Source organism: Micromonospora rosaria (assembly GCF_001567585.1).
In the GTDB taxonomy this organism is placed as follows: domain Bacteria; phylum Actinomycetota; class Actinomycetes; order Mycobacteriales; family Micromonosporaceae; genus Micromonospora; species Micromonospora rosaria.
Window position 1 is genome coordinate 39,026 of the sequence record NZ_LRQV01000002.1, and the last position, 15,691, is coordinate 54,716.

Genomic DNA, 15,691 nt, shown 5'->3' on the forward strand with positions numbered 1-15,691 from the left:
GCCGGTCGGCTCCCCCGGCCGCGCCCGGTGCCGGCTCACCCGTCGAGTGGGTGGCGGCGTTCGTCGGCGGGCAGCCGCGCCCAGACGATCACCACCCCGGCGAGCAGCACCGGGGCGATCCCGGCAACCGCGAAGGTCGGGCCGAGCCCGATGGCCTCGGCCAGCGGGCCGGCGAGCGCCATCGACACCGGCGACAGGCTGATCGAGACGAAGAAGTCCAGCGAGGAGACCCGGCCGAGCATGTGCGCCGGCACCCGGCGTTGCAGCAGGGTCCCCCACAGGACGGTGGCGGCGGAGAAGGCCGCCCCCAGGACCGTCGCCGCGGCCACCACCTGCCACAGGTGCCGCGCCGTGCCGATGACGACGAACGGCAGGCAGCCGGCGCCCCACAACATGATCATGAAGGTCAGGTACCGGCGGGGCAGCGGGCGGGCCGCCGTCACCAGGGAGGCCAGCGCGCCGCTGACGCCGAAGGCGGCCATCACGTACGCGTGCTCCGCCGCCCCGCCGCCCATCCGCTCCTTGATCAGGAACGGGACGAGCACCTGGAGCGGGCCCATCATGGCCAGCACCATGAGGCAGCCGAAGATCAGCGTGGCGAGCAGCCACGGCGTCCGGACCAGGATCCGGAACCCGGCGCGCAGGTCGGCGAGGACGGCGGCGACCCCCGGCGCGGGCGGTTCCCCGTCGGTCGGGTCGGGGCGGGCCGGGGCGGTGGCGGGGATCGCCCGCAGGGTGAGCACGGTCAGCGCGGTCGCGGCGGCGGCGATGCCCAGCGCCGCCCCCTCCGAGAGCGCGCCGACGGCGAGCCCGGCCGCGCCGGGCCCCAGGGCCTGCCGCAGCGTCGGCCGGATCATGCCCTCGAAGCCGTTGACCGCCAGCAGGTCCGCCGGGGGGACCAGGGACGGCACCCACGCCGAGTACGCCGGATAGAAGAAGGCGCTGCCGACCCCGACCAGCGTCGACACCGCGACCAGGTGCCAGACCCGGGTCACGTCCAGCGCGGAGAGCAGCGCCGCCCCGCCCGCCGCCCCGGTCTGCACCACCCCGACGACGAGCAGGATCAGCCGTTGCGGCACCCGGTCGGCGACCACCCCGCCCAGCAGGGAACAGGCCACCAGGCCGACCGCCGCCGCCCCGGCCACCACGGAGAGCGCCGTCGGGCCGCCGCCGATCCGGATCACCTCCCAGACCAGGGCGATCGACCACACCCCGTTGCCGAAGGTGCTCAACGCCAGCGTGGCGGCGAGCCACCGGTACCCGGACCGCCGGAACGGCCGGACCAGCCGGGCGCCCGCTCCCCCGGCCGGCGCGCCGGGGTCGGCCCTGCCCGCCGCCCCGCCGGTGGAATCGGTGCCGGCCGGGGCCGGGTCGCCGGTGGGGCCGGCGGTGGGTGGGGCCGGGGTGGGGCCGGTCGGGCCGCCGGCGGTGGGACTCATCGGGTGACCGTCAGGACGACCTTGCCCAGCGCCCGCCGGTTCTCCAGGTCGGCGTGCGCGGTGGCGGCGTCGGCCAGCGGGTACGTGCTGACCAGCGGCTGCCACCAGCCGTCGGCGGCGAGCCGCAGGGACCGGCCGGCGAGGCCGGGGATGCCACCCGGCAGGGCGCGGATCCGCTGCCCGAGCCAGCCGACCGTCAGCGACCGGGCCACCACGTCGTCGGTGTCGAAGCGGGTGGGCGCGCCGGCGGACCAGCCGAACATCAGCAGCCGGCCACCGGGCGCGAGCAGTTCCAGGGCGGTCCGGCCGACCTCGCCGCCAACCCCGTCGTACACCAGGGTCAGCCCGGCGGTCTGCTGCCGGATCCGGTCGGCCCAGTCGGCCCGGCCGTAGTCGACGACCAGGTCCGCGCCGAGGTCGCGCAGCCGCCCGACGCGGTCCGCGCCCCGGGCGGCGGCCACCACCGTCGCCCCGGCGCGGCGGGCCGCCTGGGCCAGCAACCAGCCCATGCCGCCGGCCGCCGAGGGGACGAGGACGACGTCGTCGGCGGTCGGTGGCTCCGCCTCGACCACGCCCAGCGCGGTACGCCCGGTGCCGACCGCCGCCACCGCCTCGGGGAAGCCGAGGTGCTCGGGCACCTCGAAGAGGGTGTCGACGGCGGTGACGGCCTGTTCCGCGTATCCGCCGGGCACCATGCCGAGGTGGGCGACGACCCGCCGTCCCCGCCAGGTCGGGTCGACCCCGGTCCCGGTCTCGTCGACGGTCCCGGCGACCTCGCGGCCGGGGATGGTGGGCAGCCGGGGCGGCGGCATCGGGCCGCCGGTCTCGCCCCGGCGCAGGCCGGTGTCGAGCAGGTGCACACCGCTGGCCTCGACCCGGATCCGTACCTGGCCGGGGCCGGGCCGCAGGTCCGGCAGGTCGGCGAGGACGAGGTTGCCGGGCGGACCGAACTCGTGAAGCTGGATGGCTCGCATCCGTCGATCCGACACCCTCAACCCCGGCTGAGGTCAACCCCGCCGGTCCACCGCAGTGGTGTACGTCCCACTCCGTGAATCGCCCGTTGCCCTACCGGACCTACCTGGCCCATAATCCCGACTAATTAAGTAGGCAAACCCAAGTTTGATCACCCCCCGCGCCACACCGCCGGCCCCGGCCCGGACCGCCCCCCGGAGGAACCCCCACCATGCGGAAACTCATCATGCTGGCCCTGGTCGGCCTCGGCGCGCAGCTCGTCGACGGCAGCCTCGGCATGGCGTACGGCGTCACGTCGACGACGCTGCTGCTCGCCATCGGCACCAACCCCGCCGCCGCCTCCGCGACCGTCCACCTCGCCGAGATCGGCACCACGCTGGCCTCCGGCGTCTCGCACTGGCGCTTCGGCAACGTCAACTGGCCCGTGGTCATCAAGATCGGCATCCCGGGCGCGATCGGCGCGTTCGCCGGAGCCACCTTCCTGTCCAGCCTCTCCACCGAGGTCGCCGCGCCGGTGATGGCGCTGATCCTGCTGACCCTGGGTCTGTACATCCTGATCCGGTTCACCACCTTCGGCCTGCCCACCGACCGCCTGCACAAGCCGCTGCGCAAGCGCTTCCTCGCCCCGCTCGGCCTGGTCGCCGGGTTCGTCGACTCGACCGGGGGCGGCGGCTGGGGCCCGGTCGGCACCCCCGCCATCCTGGCCAGCGGTCGCCTCGAACCCCGCAAGGTCATCGGCTCGATCGACACCAGCGAGTTCCTCATCGCCATCGCCGCCAGCCTCGGCTTCCTGGTCGGCCTGGGCAGCGAGAACATCGACTTCGGCTGGGTCGCCGCGCTGCTCATCGGCGGCGTGATCGCCGCGCCGATCGCGGCCTGGCTGGTCCGGCACGTCCCGCCCCGGGTGCTCGGCTCCGCCGTCGGCGGCATCATCATCCTGACCAACAGCCGTTCCCTGCTGCGCAGCGACTGGATCGACGCGCCGGACGGCACCCGGTACACCGCGTACGCCGTCATCGTGCTGGTCTGGGCCGCCGCGCTGGCGTACTCGATCCGGGCGCACCTGGCCGACCGCCGGGCCGCCGAGCACGCCGAGCAGGACAAGGCGGAGATCCCCGCGCCGACCGCCTGATCCGACCGACGACGCCGGGGCCGGGGGACTCCCCCGGCCCCGGCGTCGTGTCCGGCGTCGCGCCCGGCGGTCGTGCCGGTGGAGCACGGCCCGGGGACAGCCCGGCCCGGCGCGGGCGGCGGGCCCGGCGCGCGGGCCCGGGGGCGGGGTGCGGGCGGGGGATTCGTGCCGTAACTGGAATTCGGCTTCTTTTCATTGACAGATGTCGTTGCTTGCCCTTATCAAGACCTGGAGAGCGCTCTCACGAATCCGCCCCGTCAACCCCGGGCCGGCCGGGCCACCCCCGCCACCCGGGCGAGGAGGAGTCATGCCGCTCACCGGACGGCGCAGCGTCGCCGGCCCGACCCGACACCACTGGCTGCGCCGCGTCGGCGCGCTCGGCGTCGCCCTGCTGACCCTGGCCGCCGCCGGGACGGTCGCCGACCGCGAGGCCGCCGACGCCCGGCCCACCACCGGCGGCCCGGCCGTCACCGACAGCCACGCCGACCACCGGTACGAGCTCAGCCCGGAGCAGGAGGCCGCCGCGCTGGCCCTCCAGGCGGCCCCGGTACGCGGCTCGGAGTTCCGGGCCAACTGCGCGAGCAAGGGCCGTTCCCCCGACGACCCGATCGTGCGCCCCGGCCAGGCGGGCGCCTCGCACGTGCACGAGTTCTTCGGCAACCTGACCACCAACGCGTACACGAACCTCGCCTCGCTGGTGAACGGCGGGACGAACTGTGACCCGCAGGCGGACCGCTCCGCGTACTGGGTGCCGACGCTGTACCAGAACGGCCGGCCGGTCGCCCCCGAGTCGGTCACCATCTACTACCAGGGGATCACCGACCGGCTCAACGTCAAGCCGCACCCGCAGGGGCTGAAGATGGTGGTCGGCAACCCGCTGGCCACCTCCGCCGACCAGAACCCGGCGGCCCGCTGGTCCTGCCGGGGGCAGAGCCAGTCCAGCCGGGACTTCCTCGCCTGCCCGGCCGGCTCGAAACTGGAGACGTACCTCGACTTCCCGACCTGCTGGGACGGGCGGAACCTGGACAGCGCCGACCACAAGAGCCACATGGCGTTCGGCCTCGGCGGGCTCGGCGGCACCTGCCCGGCCAGCCACCCGGTGCCGGTGCCGAGGCTGGAGTTCCTGATCACGTACCCGGTCACCGGCGGTGGGCTCACCCTGGCCGGTACCCGCAACGGCGCCAACGTCACCACCGCCCCCGGGTACACGTTCCACGGGGACTTCTTCAACGCCTGGGACGTGGCGGCCCTGCGGTACCGGGTGGAGAACTGCATCGTCGCCGGGTACGTCTGCGGCACCAACGGGCAGTGGATCCAGCAGTGACCGTCGGGATCACGCCGCCGGCCCCGGGCACACCGACCGGCCCCTGACCGGAGACGAACCCGCACCCACCGGCCGTCGCCGGGCGGCCCCGACACGGCGTGTCGGGGCCGCCCTACACCTGGTCCGGATGCCGTCCTGCCCCTCGGCGGGCTCCCCGGCTGGGCCGTGGCGCGGCCCGACCGACCCGTCGGCGCTACCGCTCACCGTCGGCGCTACCGCTCACCGTCGGGGCGCTCGGCCAGCCGCGCGAAGGCGGCGGCCTCCTGTTCGAGGTAGCGCCGGGTGCGCCTGCCGTACAGCAGCCGCACCAGGCGTGATCCGGCACCCGTCCACTCGATGCCCAACCGCAGCCGCACGGCGGCCCCGTCCGACCGCAGCCAGTGGTCCGCCCTGGTCCGGACACCCGCCGAGCGGGCCACCCAGGTGAACCCCTCCTCCGGGCGCCAGTCGGTGATCTCGTACGTCGCGGCCATCAGCCCCGGCTGGCGTACCCGGAAGCGGCTCCCGACCGTGATCGGCCCGGTGCCGTCGATCCGGCTGATCTCCGTCACGGTGGGCACCAGCTCCGCCCACCGGTCGAGGTCGCTCATCGTCCGCCACACGGTGCCACGGTCGGACTGGACGCGCCGTTCGACCGTTATCGACTCGACCGTCATCGACATGCACCACATCGTAGGCACGATTCGGGGCGGCCGGTTCCGTCGAGGCCGCACCCTGCGGACTCCGCGTGGTGTGAGGCCCTCCGCGTACCGGCCCGTCGGCTACACCCGGCCGGTGGCCGCCCCGGCGGCGTCCGGTGGGGTCCGCCCTGTGGGGCGGTCCCGCCGGCGCCGCCGGGGCGGCGGACAGGTCACGGGCTGGCGCAGGTGAGCGTCGGCGTGCTGGCGGTACCGCTGGCGAGGAAGCCGAAGACGGTCGAGCCGTTCGCGCCGATCGCGCCGTTGTAGGAGACGTTCCGGACGGTGTAGGCGGGGCCGCTGCCGGAGAGCGTGCCGTTCCACAGTTGGCTGACGGTGACCCCGCCGGGGAAGGTCAGCCCGACGGTCCAGCCGTTGACGGCCGAGGTGCCGGCGCGGACGGTGACCTCACCCTGGAAGCCGCCCTGCCACGAGCTGACCTGCCGGTAGCTCGCCGAGCAGGCCCCGGTGACCGGTGGGGTGGTGGTGGGCGGGGTGACCGGAGGCGTGGTCGGCGGGGTGGTGGGCGGCGTGGTGGGCGGGGTGACCGGGGGTGTGGTCGGCGGGGTGCCGGTGAGACCGAAGAACGCGATCGCCGACGCCGCCATGCCGGCGGACGGCAGGCTGTGCCCGGCACCCTGGATGCTGTACGCCTCGACCCGGACGGTGCCGGTGGTGTCGGCGAACCGACGGCGGTTCCAGCCGGCGCGCGGGGTGTCCGTGGACGTCGGAGTCTGGCTGAGGCCGAACACGTCGGTCCACTGCTCGATCGTCTCCTGCAACAGCTGGTACGGCACGAAGGTGTCGTTGGTGCCGTGCCACAACTGCACCGGGGGCCGGACGCCGGTGAAGCCCGGGTACGCCTGCCGGACCGCGTCCCCCCACTGCTGCGGGGTCCGGTCCATGCTTCCGCCGGTGCACCTGCTGGCCCCCGGCGGGTAGTCGGCCGCGTTGGCGAAGCAGTTGTACGGCACCCCCATGAACGCCGCCCCGGCCTTGAACACGTCGGGGTGCAGGGCGAGCATCTGGTTGGTCATCATGCCGCCGGAGGAACTGCCGGTGGCGTACACCCGGTTGGGGTCACCGCCGTACTGCCGCTGGACGTAGCTGATCATCGACAGGATCGACACCGGGTCGCTGCCGCCGCCGCGCCGCTTGGCCGCCTCGGACCAGGTGTCGAAGCAGTTGCCGAACCCGGCCTGCTGGGTGGCGGTCGGGTAGATGACGACGAAGCCGTACTGGTCGGCCAGCGCGGCGAACTCGCTGCTCGAGTAGAAGCCCGGCCCGGAGCCGCCGCAGCCGTGCATGGCCACCACGATCGCGGGGTTGGCCGGGCGGACGTCGGGCACGTAGACGTGCATCCGCATCCCGCCCGGGTTGTTGCCGAAGCTGGTCACCTCGACCAGCGACGCCGCGACGGCCGGGGTGGCCAGACCTGGCAGTACCTGCGCCAGGCCGATCACCGCGACGAACGCGGCGCAGCCGGCCAGCAGCCGGCGATGGGTTCTCACGCGTCTCACTCCCTCTGCTGCCTCATGGGCGGTGCGCGCGTCACCGGCCGGCAGACCGCCGGAGGTGGCACCGCACCGTGCTCGGAAACGACACGCCGGACCGGCCCCACCGTCGAGCATCCGGTCGACGGTGGAGATGACCGGGGGCGTGCCGGTGCCGGGAATCCGCCGGCCGGTCCCCCTCGCCCGGGAAGGGTCGGTCGCGGTCCCCGTCGGTGTCGCCGGCTCCCACAGCACCAGACGTGTGGCAGTTATTCTTCTCCCGGTCCACGGAACTGTCAATCGATTGATGCCGATGGGCAGGGGTGCTGTTTCCGCTGCCCGCACGCCCACGGCCCGAACGCCTCCGTGGCACGGGTCGCCCGCAGTCCGGGTGCCCCGGTGACACGGGCGCGGGCGGCGTCCACAGTGGGGCGGCTGCGATAATCGGGGCGGCCAGGACACTGGTGTCCACCCCGATCTGCGCCGGAGTGTCGCGTGGTCAGCCCGTTCAGCATCGAGGAGATCCTCCGGGACGCCGCGGCCGACGCCGTCCTGCCGCGCAGACAGGCCGGCAGCTCACCGCAGAGCCTGGCCGTGACGCTGCTGGCCGACTACACCCTGCGGACCCGCTCCTGGCTGCCCTCCGCCGCCCTGGTGGCGCTGCTGGCCGAGTCGGGCGTCACCACCGCCGGCGCCCGGACCGCCATCAGCCGCCTGGCCCGCCGGGGCGTCCTCGACAGCGGCCGGCACGGCCGCCACAGCTCCTACCGGCTGACCCGACCCGCCGCCGACAACCTCGCCCACGGTGGTGGCCGGATCGCCCGGTTCGCCGCCGAGGCGGAGTCCTGGGACGGCTGGTGGACCCTGGTCGCGTTCTCCCTGCCGCAGGAGGCGACCGCCGAGCGCCGTGCCCTGCGGGGCCAGCTCCGCTGGCTGGGGTACGCCCCGCTGTACGACGGGCTGTGGGTGTCCCCGCACGAGCTGGACGACACGTCCCGGGCCGCGCTCTCGACCGTCGCGCTCGGCGCCACCAGCGTGTTCCGCGCCCGCCAGGTCGACATCGAGGCCGCCGGCAACCGGGCCCCGATCGACGCCTGGGACACCGCCGGCCTCGCCCGGCAGTACGACGCCTTCATCCGGCACTGGACCGCCCTGCTGCCCCACGTCCGGGCGGGGGACGTCACCGGCGCGGCGGCCGTCCGGGCCCGCACCGAGGTCATGGACGCGTACCGCCGCTTCCCGACCCTGGACCCGCTCCTGCCCGCCGAGGTGATGCCGGCCGGGCTGCCCCGGCACGACGCCCGCGCCGCCTTCGTCGCGGTGTACGACGGGCTCGCCGAACCCGCGCAGGACCACGTCCGCGCCGTCGCCGAGCGGTACGCCGCCGGGGCGCGCGTCGACATTCGCGCCCACACGGTCGCCGACCTCGGCACCCTCGCGCCCACCGAGCAGGGCACGGACCGGTAGCCGGGCGGGCCGGGCAGCGGGCGATGCGCCCGGTGCCGCCTCGCTCACGCCGAAGGTCACGACTGGTGCCTGCCGCCCCGGCCACGCCTCGACCCGGTTGTTCACCGGGCCCTTCGGTTAGGCAGGCCCATGCCCCCCGGGACGTGTTCCAGATGTTGTGGGGAGTCGGCGGCTCGGTCCTCGCCGCCCATGGCGTACGCCTCCTGCTGCGTCGCCCTACTTCCTTGTCCTCACGGACATGGAGACGGTCGTTCGATGCAGGAGTGGTCCTCTGGAGCGGGCTCTGCCTGCCGCCCCTCCCAGCGGGACACCTCGGCCGGCTCAGCGGCGTACCCGGCCCGGCGGCAGCGTTGATGGCGTATCGCGGCCGTGGCGCGGCGATCCCGGGCGCGCCCACCGTGACCGGCGGACACGGAACCGGGGCAGCTCTCCCGGCCCTTCAGTCCACAACAAAACTCGTTGCCCTCGACGTCCGGGGCCAGCCGTACCGCCCACCGGGTGATACGGCTTTGCGCCGTGGGGCTCTACCCGACGTCGCCGCTTGACAGCTGGACACCTCGGACCAGCGAGGACAGGAACCGGATGGAGTCCTCCACGCGGTGCTTGATCGTCCGTAGGGTGGGGATGTCGAAGCGTCCCGCAGCACCATGCGTGCCCTTATTGAACTGGGAAAACAGGTTCATCACGTCGTTGACGTTCGTCTCCACGAAGTCGCCCAGGGCCTCGTAGCTAGCGCCGTTGCGGTCGAGCAAGTAGTTGATTTTCTCCCGACGTGCGACCTGCACTCCGTCCGGTCCTCGCTTGCAGTCCGGCTTGGCGCCCAACACCGCGGCGTCGGGCGCCGCCAGGTTGAGCAACTCCACGATGACCTCGCGGGCGCTCGTGCAGAAGTGCCGCGCGGCGTCAGGATTGCGCGGGTTGATTGCGAACCGTGCGCCTTCCCAACGTGAGTGCAGGTCCGCTGACAGCGCGGACAGCTCGTCGGTGAGTGACGTCTCCTCGATGCCCTCCGCATCGGCATCCGACTCGCCCAGCAGGGTGTTGACGACCTGCGCGCTGTTAGCAGTCTCGGCTTCCGCCAGATCGGCCAGCTCCTGCCCGCGCTCGTTCCACTGCTCGGACTGCTCGTCGACGAGGGCGTACGCGGTGTGCAGCGCGATGGCGGAGGTCTGCACGGTGACGTAGCGGGTCGCCGACCGCTGGCGGTTGAGCCGCGCGATCTCGGTGGCCAGTCGCTGCCGATTGGAACGCACCCGCGCGTTGTGCGCGCGCACCTCGCGGTTGTGCTTGTCGACGACCCGCTGCAGCTCACGGTTGTGCGCGCGGACCTGGCGGTTGTAGTCGTCGACGGCCTTCTTCCGCCTGCGGTTCTCGTCGTCGATCATGCGCTTGTACTGCGCAGGGGTAATCTTCCGTGGCACCCTGACCTCCGATGTCCGCGCCAATGTTACGGCGGGCGTCCGACATGTTCTCGGAGTTTCGCGCGGGGCGAGTGGGACCAAGATCAAGGTGTGGAGACGCGGCCGGTCCGCCAGCGACCGCCATGTCGGCCGTCGCCCACGCTCGCCCATGTTGCGGTCCACCTAGACTGCCGAACCTGGTCGCCCGCCTGCGTTACTGGGGGGGTTCTCGGGGGGCGACTCAGAACTCCATAGCGGAAGATCTATGCATTGTCGAAATTCTTGCTGGTCAGAGCCTCGCAATGGTGCCCCCGGCAGGATTCGAACCTGCGACACACGGTTTAGGAAACCGATGCTCTATCCCCTGAGCTACGGGGGCGCGAGGGCCTAGTCTAGCGACCTGGGGGTTCACCTGGGGTGGCAGGGCGTGGCCCGCATTGACCCGGGGTCGCCCGCGTCGTCCGGGCGCTGTTCTTCCAGCCAGGACCACATCTCGAGCACACGTACCCGGTTTTCGACCGGCGGTCGGCCGTGGTGAACCGTGTTGGTACCGGTTGGCCGGTGGTGGTCTCTGCTGGCGAGCACACGGCGCGCGCATCAGCGGAGATCAGATTTCAGGGGACGCGCCGGAGCGGCCCGTGCCTCTCGGCGCGGGCCGCTCCGTGGCCGTGCAGGCGTCGGTGCGGAAGAGCCAGAACTGGTGGTGGGAGTTGTCGGCGGCGGTGGTGTCAGTCCAGGTCGGCGAGGTCCAGCACGAAGCGGTAGCGGACGTCGCCGCGTTCGAGGCGGTCGAAGGCCTGCTGGATCTGGGCGGAGGGCAGCAGCTCGATGTCGGCGGTGATGTCGTGCTCAGCGGCGAAGGACAACAGTTCGGCCGTGTGCCTGGTGCCGCCGGTCCCCGATGAGCTGAGCTTCTTGCGGCCGGAGGTCAGCTCCATGAGGTTCACCGGAGTCTGCATGGGGAAGCCGAGCACGCTGAGAGTGCCGTTGAGAGTCAGCAGCCGCAGCAACGGCGACAGGTCGTGCGGGCCGGAGATGGTGTCCAGGATGAGGTCGAAGCTGCCGGCGGCCCGCGCGAGCTGGGCGTCGTCGGTGGTGGCGAGCAGATCGGTGGCGCCGAGCTTGCGGGCGTCGTCGGACTTGCCGGGGGTACGGCTCAGGACGGTCACCTCAGCGCCGAGCGCAGCGGCGAGCTTGACACCGAGATGGCCGAGGCCCCCGAGGCCGGCGACCGCCACCCGGCTGTCAGGGCCGATTCCCGCCTCGCGCAGCGGCTCCCACATGGTGATGCCGGCGCACATCAGCGGAGCCGCGCCGGCCGGGTCGAGGCCGTCGGGCAACGGGTACGCGAACTTCTCCCGCAGCACGTACTCGCGGCTGTACGCCCCCTTGGTGATCGTGCCGTCGATCCGGTCGGGACTGCCGTACGTGCTGGTCGGGCCCGCGTGGCAGAAGTTTTCCTGGCCGACCTGGCACATGCGGCAGGCCCCGCATGAGTCGATGAGGGTGCCGACGGCGACCTGATCGCCGGGAGCGAAGCGGGTCACTGCGGCGCCGACGGCGGCGACCGTGCCGGTGAACTCGTGGCCGGGCACGATGCCGGCGGCATTCTTGTAGTGCGGCATCATGCCGCTGAGGAGGTGCAGGTCGCTGTGGCAGACGCCGCAGTAGTCGATGCGGACCGCGATGTCGTCGCTGCGCAGATCCCGCCGCTCGAACGCCGCCCGCTGCAGGGCGGCAGTACCGTCCACGCTCTGCCATCCGATGGTCGTCCGCACGGGAACCCCCTCCAAACAAACTGTTCTGTCTTTTCTCAACGTAGACGGCTGGCGCGCCGAAAGCAACCGACTCGTCGGTTAGTTAGAGTGGTTCCATGTCCCCAGGTCCCGTAACCGCCAAGGGCGCAGCCACCAGTCGCCGCATCCTGGACGCCGCCGCCGCCGAGTTCGCCGAACGAGGCATCGCCGGAGCCCGGATCGACCGCATCACCGCAGCGGCGCGCACGAACAAGGCCCAGATGTACGGCTACTTCGGCAACAAGGACGGCCTGTTCGACGCCGTCATCGCCGACCGCGCGCGTCAACTCATGGACGCGATCCCGTTCGACGCGGACGACCTGCCCGGATCGGCGGTGGCGATGTACGACGAGAACCTGCGCAACCCGCAGCTGGTCCGGCTGCTGACATGGCTGCGCCTGGAACGGCAGCCCACCGGCGGCCTGGGCCGGGCAGCCGACCACGAGCCGAAGCTGACGGCGATCGCCCGGGCACAGGCCGCCGGCAGAGTGCGGGCGGGCGACCCCTTCGACCTGTTCACCCTGGTCCTCAGCATGGCGTTCTCCTGGTCGGCGGCGAGCGTCGTCTACGCCGCGACCGCCGACGAACCCGATGAGGACCACGACCGGCGGCGCACACTCCTGGCCGCATGCGTGCGCGGGGCGATCTCACCGACCACCACGCCGCAGGCCTGACTGTCGACCGCGATCACGGACCGGGGAGTGTGTCATCTCGACACACTCCCGGGGATGGTGCTCGGCACTGTCGCCGCGTCGCCGGTGCTCCTGTTCGTAGCGATAGCCGCTGGCCTGTGGTCGCCGTCATGCGAGTCAGCATGACCGGCGCCTCCGGGTAGAGGCCGCGTCCGGCCACCGCGCACGCCGGCGTCGCCGGATGCGGGTGATCGTCAGGGTTTGAGGACGACCTTCTCGCAGTGGTCCTGCTTGTTCTTGAAGATGTCGAAGCCGCGTTCGGCCTCGTCGAGCGGCAGGGTGTGGGTGATGACCCGGGTCGGGTCGATCTCGCCGCGCTCGATGCGCTGCAGCAGCGGCTTCATGTAACGCTGCACGTGGCATTGCCCGGTACGCAGGGTCAGCGCCCGGTTCATCCACGCGCCGGCGGGAAACTTGTCGAGGAAGCCGCCGTACGCGCCGATCACCGACACGATGCCACCGCTGCGGCACGACAGGATCGCCTGCCGCAGCGCGTGGGGGCGCTCGGTTTCCAGGCGTACCGCCTGCTTGACCCGGTCGTAGGCGTGGACGTGCGCGGCACCGTGGGTCGCCTCCATGCCCACCGCGTCGATGCACTTGTCCGGTCCCCGCCCGCCGGTCATCTCCAGCAGGCGGGACCGCACGTCGACCTCGTCGAAGTTGATCGTCGTGTGGCCCGCCCGTTCCGCCATCTGCAGCCGGTACGGCTCCTTGTCGATGGCGATGACCTTCGCGGCGCCGAGCACCCGGGCGCTGTCCATGGCGAACTGCCCGACCGGGCCCGCGCCCCACACCGCCACCACGTCGGTGGACTGGATGTCACACAGGTCGGCACCCATGAAGCCGGTTGGCAGGATGTCTGAGAGGAACAGCACCTGCTCGTCGGTCAGGTCGGACTCGATCTTCAACGGACCGACGTCGGCGAACGGCACCCGCGCGTACTGCGCCTGACCGCCGGCGAAGCCGCCCGTCAGATGCGAGTAGCCGAAGATCCCGGCGACCGGGTGACCGAACATCTTCTCCGCGATCCCGGCGTTGGGGTTGGAGTTCTCGCAGCAGGAGTACAGCTCGGCGGCGCAGGCGCCGCACGCGCCGCAGGCGATGGGGAACGGCACGACGACCCGGTCGCCGACCCGTAGCTTGTCCGCGGGCACTCCCGATCCGACCTCGATCACCTCGCCCATGAACTCGTGGCCCATGATGTCGCCGTTCTGCATCGTGGGGACATATCCGTCCACCAGATGCAGGTCCGAGCCACAGATCGCGGTGGAGGTGATCTTTACGATCGCATCGCGCTTGTTCAGGATCTTCGGGTCCGGTACGTCACGGACCTTGACCTTGTTGCGGCCCGCCCAGGTGTTCGCCCTCACGCGTCCGCTCCCTTCGCGAGCTCGGAATCCGACAGCGGTTGCGCCGGACGCTGCGGGAACTCCTTGCGGGCCCGCTTGCCCCACGGGGCGCCCTCGGAGCGGAGCACCTCGCCGGTCTCCAGCACCTGCTTGAGCCGGCGCAGATCGTCGTCGAGCTGCTGGTGCGGTTCCTCGCCGAAGTACTTGGCCACCGCCTTGCCGACCGCTCCACCCGGAATGTCATAGGTCAGCAGGACGTGTACCTCGGTGCTCACGCCGTCGGGGGCGGGCACGAACCGGACCGTACCGGCGTTCGGCACGTCGGGGTTCCCGGTCGACCGCCACGCGATCTTCTCGCCGGCCACCTCGTCGACGATCTCCGCGTCCCACTCGACGCTCTTACCGAACGGAGCGCTGGCCGACCAATGGCTCGTACGGCCACCGGTGGACCGGACCTCCTCCAGGTGAGCCATGAACGTCGGAAGATTGCCCAGATCGCGCCAGAACGCGTAGACCTCCTGCGAGGGCTTACGAACGGTCGTCGTGGCTGTCAGCTCCATGGGTCCTCCTCCGCGTGCGCCCCGTACCGCCGGCCCGGGGCCGACCGCCCTCGCCCGGGTGGCTTGCACGGCGGTCAGTAGGTCCAGCACCGTGATCCCGACGACGGCGCCGGTGACACCGAGGAGCCGCCGCCGACGGTGCCCGCAGCGGTGGGCGATGGCTATTCCGAGCGACGTCAGGTCCATCGCGTCACCCACGACCCGCGTCCACGCCCAGACGCCCTTCCGCCGGCTCGTCAGGAGCCCGGCCGCGTGTACCAGCTCCCGCGCCCCGACCAGCGGAACCACCGCCCGAGACGTCGCGGAGTCGTCCACGCCGCTGATCCGGCGCACCGCCTCCGGCGCCGCCAGCTGTGCCACGCCCAGACCGAGACTCATCCAGCCGAGCCCGCGCCCCCGCCGCTGCACCTCCGCCTGCCTCGCGTTTGCTGACTCTCGGACTGCCAGTCCAGTCACAGGTAGCCTCCGTATCCGATCGCACCCGGCCGAGCCTCCCGCTCCGCGGCGAACCGGGCGGCGAACTATGGAGCCGGCATACCCGCCGCAGACCACCTGAACCTCGCCAATCGACTGCTGGCGGAGACCGCACTACGGGCCCGGGGCGGCTCAGCGGGCGTCGGAGAGGACTCATCGTCACTGCGACCGGCCGGCGCCCCCGGCGGACCAGGAGCTGACCTGCTCGCGCCGAGATGCGTGGGGCCGCCGGTTACGGCATGGTCGGCGAGTTGTTCGGCCGCGCCAACCGGGCCCTGATCGACCCGCTGCTGGCGCTCGCCGAACGGGAACGGCCCGACCTGATCGTCTACGAGTCGCTGACCGAGGCCGGCGCCGTCGTCGCCGGCCGCCTGGGGATCGCGTCGACCCTGCAGGAGACGTCGCTGTGGCCGGCCGCCGAGCTGTTCCGGGCGGTGACGGGCAGTCTGGCCTTCGCCGGGCTCGACGTCCCAGCGCCCGCCCTGACCATCACCACGACACCGCCCAGCCTGCACGGCATCCCGGCGGCGGACGGGCTCAGCATGCGGCCGGTCCCCTTTTCCGGTGGCGGTGCCGTCCCCGACTGGCTCCGGACCGCCGGTGACCGGCCCCGGGTCCTGTCAGCCGCAGTACCCTCGCCGGCCCGAACGAAGGCGATCCCGGTCCTGCCGTCATCGCCGCGGCTACCGAGGTGGACGCCGAGTTCGTCTGACCGGCGACGCGATGCGGACCGCGGCCCAGCAGGTCGCTGCGCAGATCGCTGCCATGCCGGCGCCGGCCACGGTGGTGCCCGCGCTGGAGAAGCATCGTTGATGGAACAACGGCGCTTGGTCTGCACTCGCATTCGCGGCCAGGCCGGGACGCACGCGGTGGATCGTGGAACAGACCTACGGCACGCTGATGCTGCACCGCCGGC

At 72.4% G+C, this 15,691-nt stretch carries 12 protein-coding genes, 1 tRNA gene and 1 pseudogene; 5 read left to right on the plus strand and 9 right to left on the minus strand.

Annotation, left to right across the window (positions count from 1 at the left end; genetic code table 11):
* Positions 1-35 precede the first annotated feature (35 nt).
* Both AWW66_RS00935 and AWW66_RS00940 read right to left on the minus strand, forming a co-directional pair.
* Positions 36-1,439 carry an MFS transporter gene (locus AWW66_RS00935; protein WP_157527043.1) on the minus strand — a complete coding sequence of 468 codons (1,404 nt, stop codon included), beginning with the start codon at positions 1,437-1,439 and terminating at the stop codon, positions 36-38.
* Positions 1,436-2,413, minus strand: a complete 978-nt coding sequence (locus tag AWW66_RS00940; protein WP_067359368.1) for a zinc-binding dehydrogenase — start codon at positions 2,411-2,413, stop codon at positions 1,436-1,438. Before AWW66_RS00940 ends, AWW66_RS00935 begins: the two co-directional genes overlap by 4 nt.
* 209 nt (positions 2,414-2,622) lie before the next feature.
* Between AWW66_RS00940 and AWW66_RS00945 the strand changes: the two genes are divergently transcribed.
* A complete protein-coding gene (locus tag AWW66_RS00945; protein ID WP_067359369.1) occupies positions 2,623-3,543 on the plus strand; it encodes a sulfite exporter TauE/SafE family protein in 921 nt (306 codons plus the stop codon).
* 307 nt (positions 3,544-3,850) lie between these two features.
* Positions 3,851-4,867, plus strand: coding sequence for a DUF1996 domain-containing protein (locus AWW66_RS00950; RefSeq protein WP_067359370.1), 1,017 nt, complete (start codon positions 3,851-3,853; stop codon positions 4,865-4,867).
* A gap of 212 nt (positions 4,868-5,079) precedes the next feature.
* On the opposite strand, the gene AWW66_RS00955 is transcribed toward AWW66_RS00950, so the two are convergent.
* Both AWW66_RS00955 and AWW66_RS00960 read right to left on the minus strand, forming a co-directional pair.
* Positions 5,080-5,529 carry an SRPBCC family protein gene (locus AWW66_RS00955; protein WP_169807037.1) on the minus strand — a complete coding sequence of 150 codons (450 nt, stop codon included), beginning with the start codon at positions 5,527-5,529 and terminating at the stop codon, positions 5,080-5,082.
* 188 nt (positions 5,530-5,717) lie between these two features.
* A complete protein-coding gene (locus tag AWW66_RS00960) occupies positions 5,718-7,055 on the minus strand; it encodes an extracellular catalytic domain type 1 short-chain-length polyhydroxyalkanoate depolymerase (protein ID WP_211271806.1) in 1,338 nt (445 codons plus the stop codon).
* A gap of 477 nt (positions 7,056-7,532) precedes the next feature.
* Here AWW66_RS00960 and AWW66_RS00965 point away from each other — a divergent pair, with 477 nt between their 5' ends.
* Entirely contained in the window at positions 7,533-8,504 is a 972-nt protein-coding gene (locus AWW66_RS00965) for a PaaX family transcriptional regulator (RefSeq protein ID WP_067359371.1), read from the plus strand.
* A 524-nt stretch (positions 8,505-9,028) separates the two neighbouring features.
* On the opposite strand, the gene AWW66_RS00970 is transcribed toward AWW66_RS00965, so the two are convergent.
* The 3 genes from AWW66_RS00970 to AWW66_RS00980 form a co-directional block, all read right to left on the minus strand.
* Complete coding sequence (locus tag AWW66_RS00970) at positions 9,029-9,889, minus strand: pPIWI-associating nuclease domain-containing protein (RefSeq protein ID WP_083978115.1); 861 nt, start codon at positions 9,887-9,889, stop codon at positions 9,029-9,031.
* Positions 9,890-10,207: 318 nt separating this feature from the next.
* Positions 10,208-10,283, minus strand: a tRNA-Arg gene (locus AWW66_RS00975).
* Between the two features lie 349 nt (positions 10,284-10,632).
* Positions 10,633-11,682 carry an NAD(P)-dependent alcohol dehydrogenase gene (locus AWW66_RS00980; protein ID WP_067359373.1) on the minus strand — a complete coding sequence of 350 codons (1,050 nt, stop codon included), beginning with the start codon at positions 11,680-11,682 and terminating at the stop codon, positions 10,633-10,635.
* A gap of 95 nt (positions 11,683-11,777) precedes the next feature.
* Here AWW66_RS00980 and AWW66_RS00985 point away from each other — a divergent pair, with 95 nt between their 5' ends.
* On the plus strand, positions 11,778-12,374 hold the full coding sequence (locus AWW66_RS00985; RefSeq protein WP_067359374.1) for a TetR/AcrR family transcriptional regulator: 597 nt from the start codon (positions 11,778-11,780) through the stop codon (positions 12,372-12,374).
* A gap of 212 nt (positions 12,375-12,586) precedes the next feature.
* Here AWW66_RS00985 and AWW66_RS00990 read toward each other — a convergent pair whose 3' ends face one another.
* Entirely contained in the window at positions 12,587-13,762 is a 1,176-nt protein-coding gene (locus AWW66_RS00990; RefSeq protein WP_067359375.1) for a zinc-dependent alcohol dehydrogenase, read from the minus strand.
* A complete protein-coding gene (locus AWW66_RS34750) occupies positions 13,759-14,301 on the minus strand; it encodes an SRPBCC family protein (RefSeq protein ID WP_211271807.1) in 543 nt (180 codons plus the stop codon). Before AWW66_RS34750 ends, AWW66_RS00990 begins: the two co-directional genes overlap by 4 nt.
* A 713-nt stretch (positions 14,302-15,014) precedes the next feature.
* On the opposite strand from AWW66_RS34750, the pseudogene AWW66_RS36285 reads away from it, so the two are divergent.
* Positions 15,015-15,383, plus strand: a pseudogene (locus AWW66_RS36285) (glycosyltransferase); the annotation flags it as partial.
* Positions 15,384-15,691 lie beyond the last annotated feature (308 nt).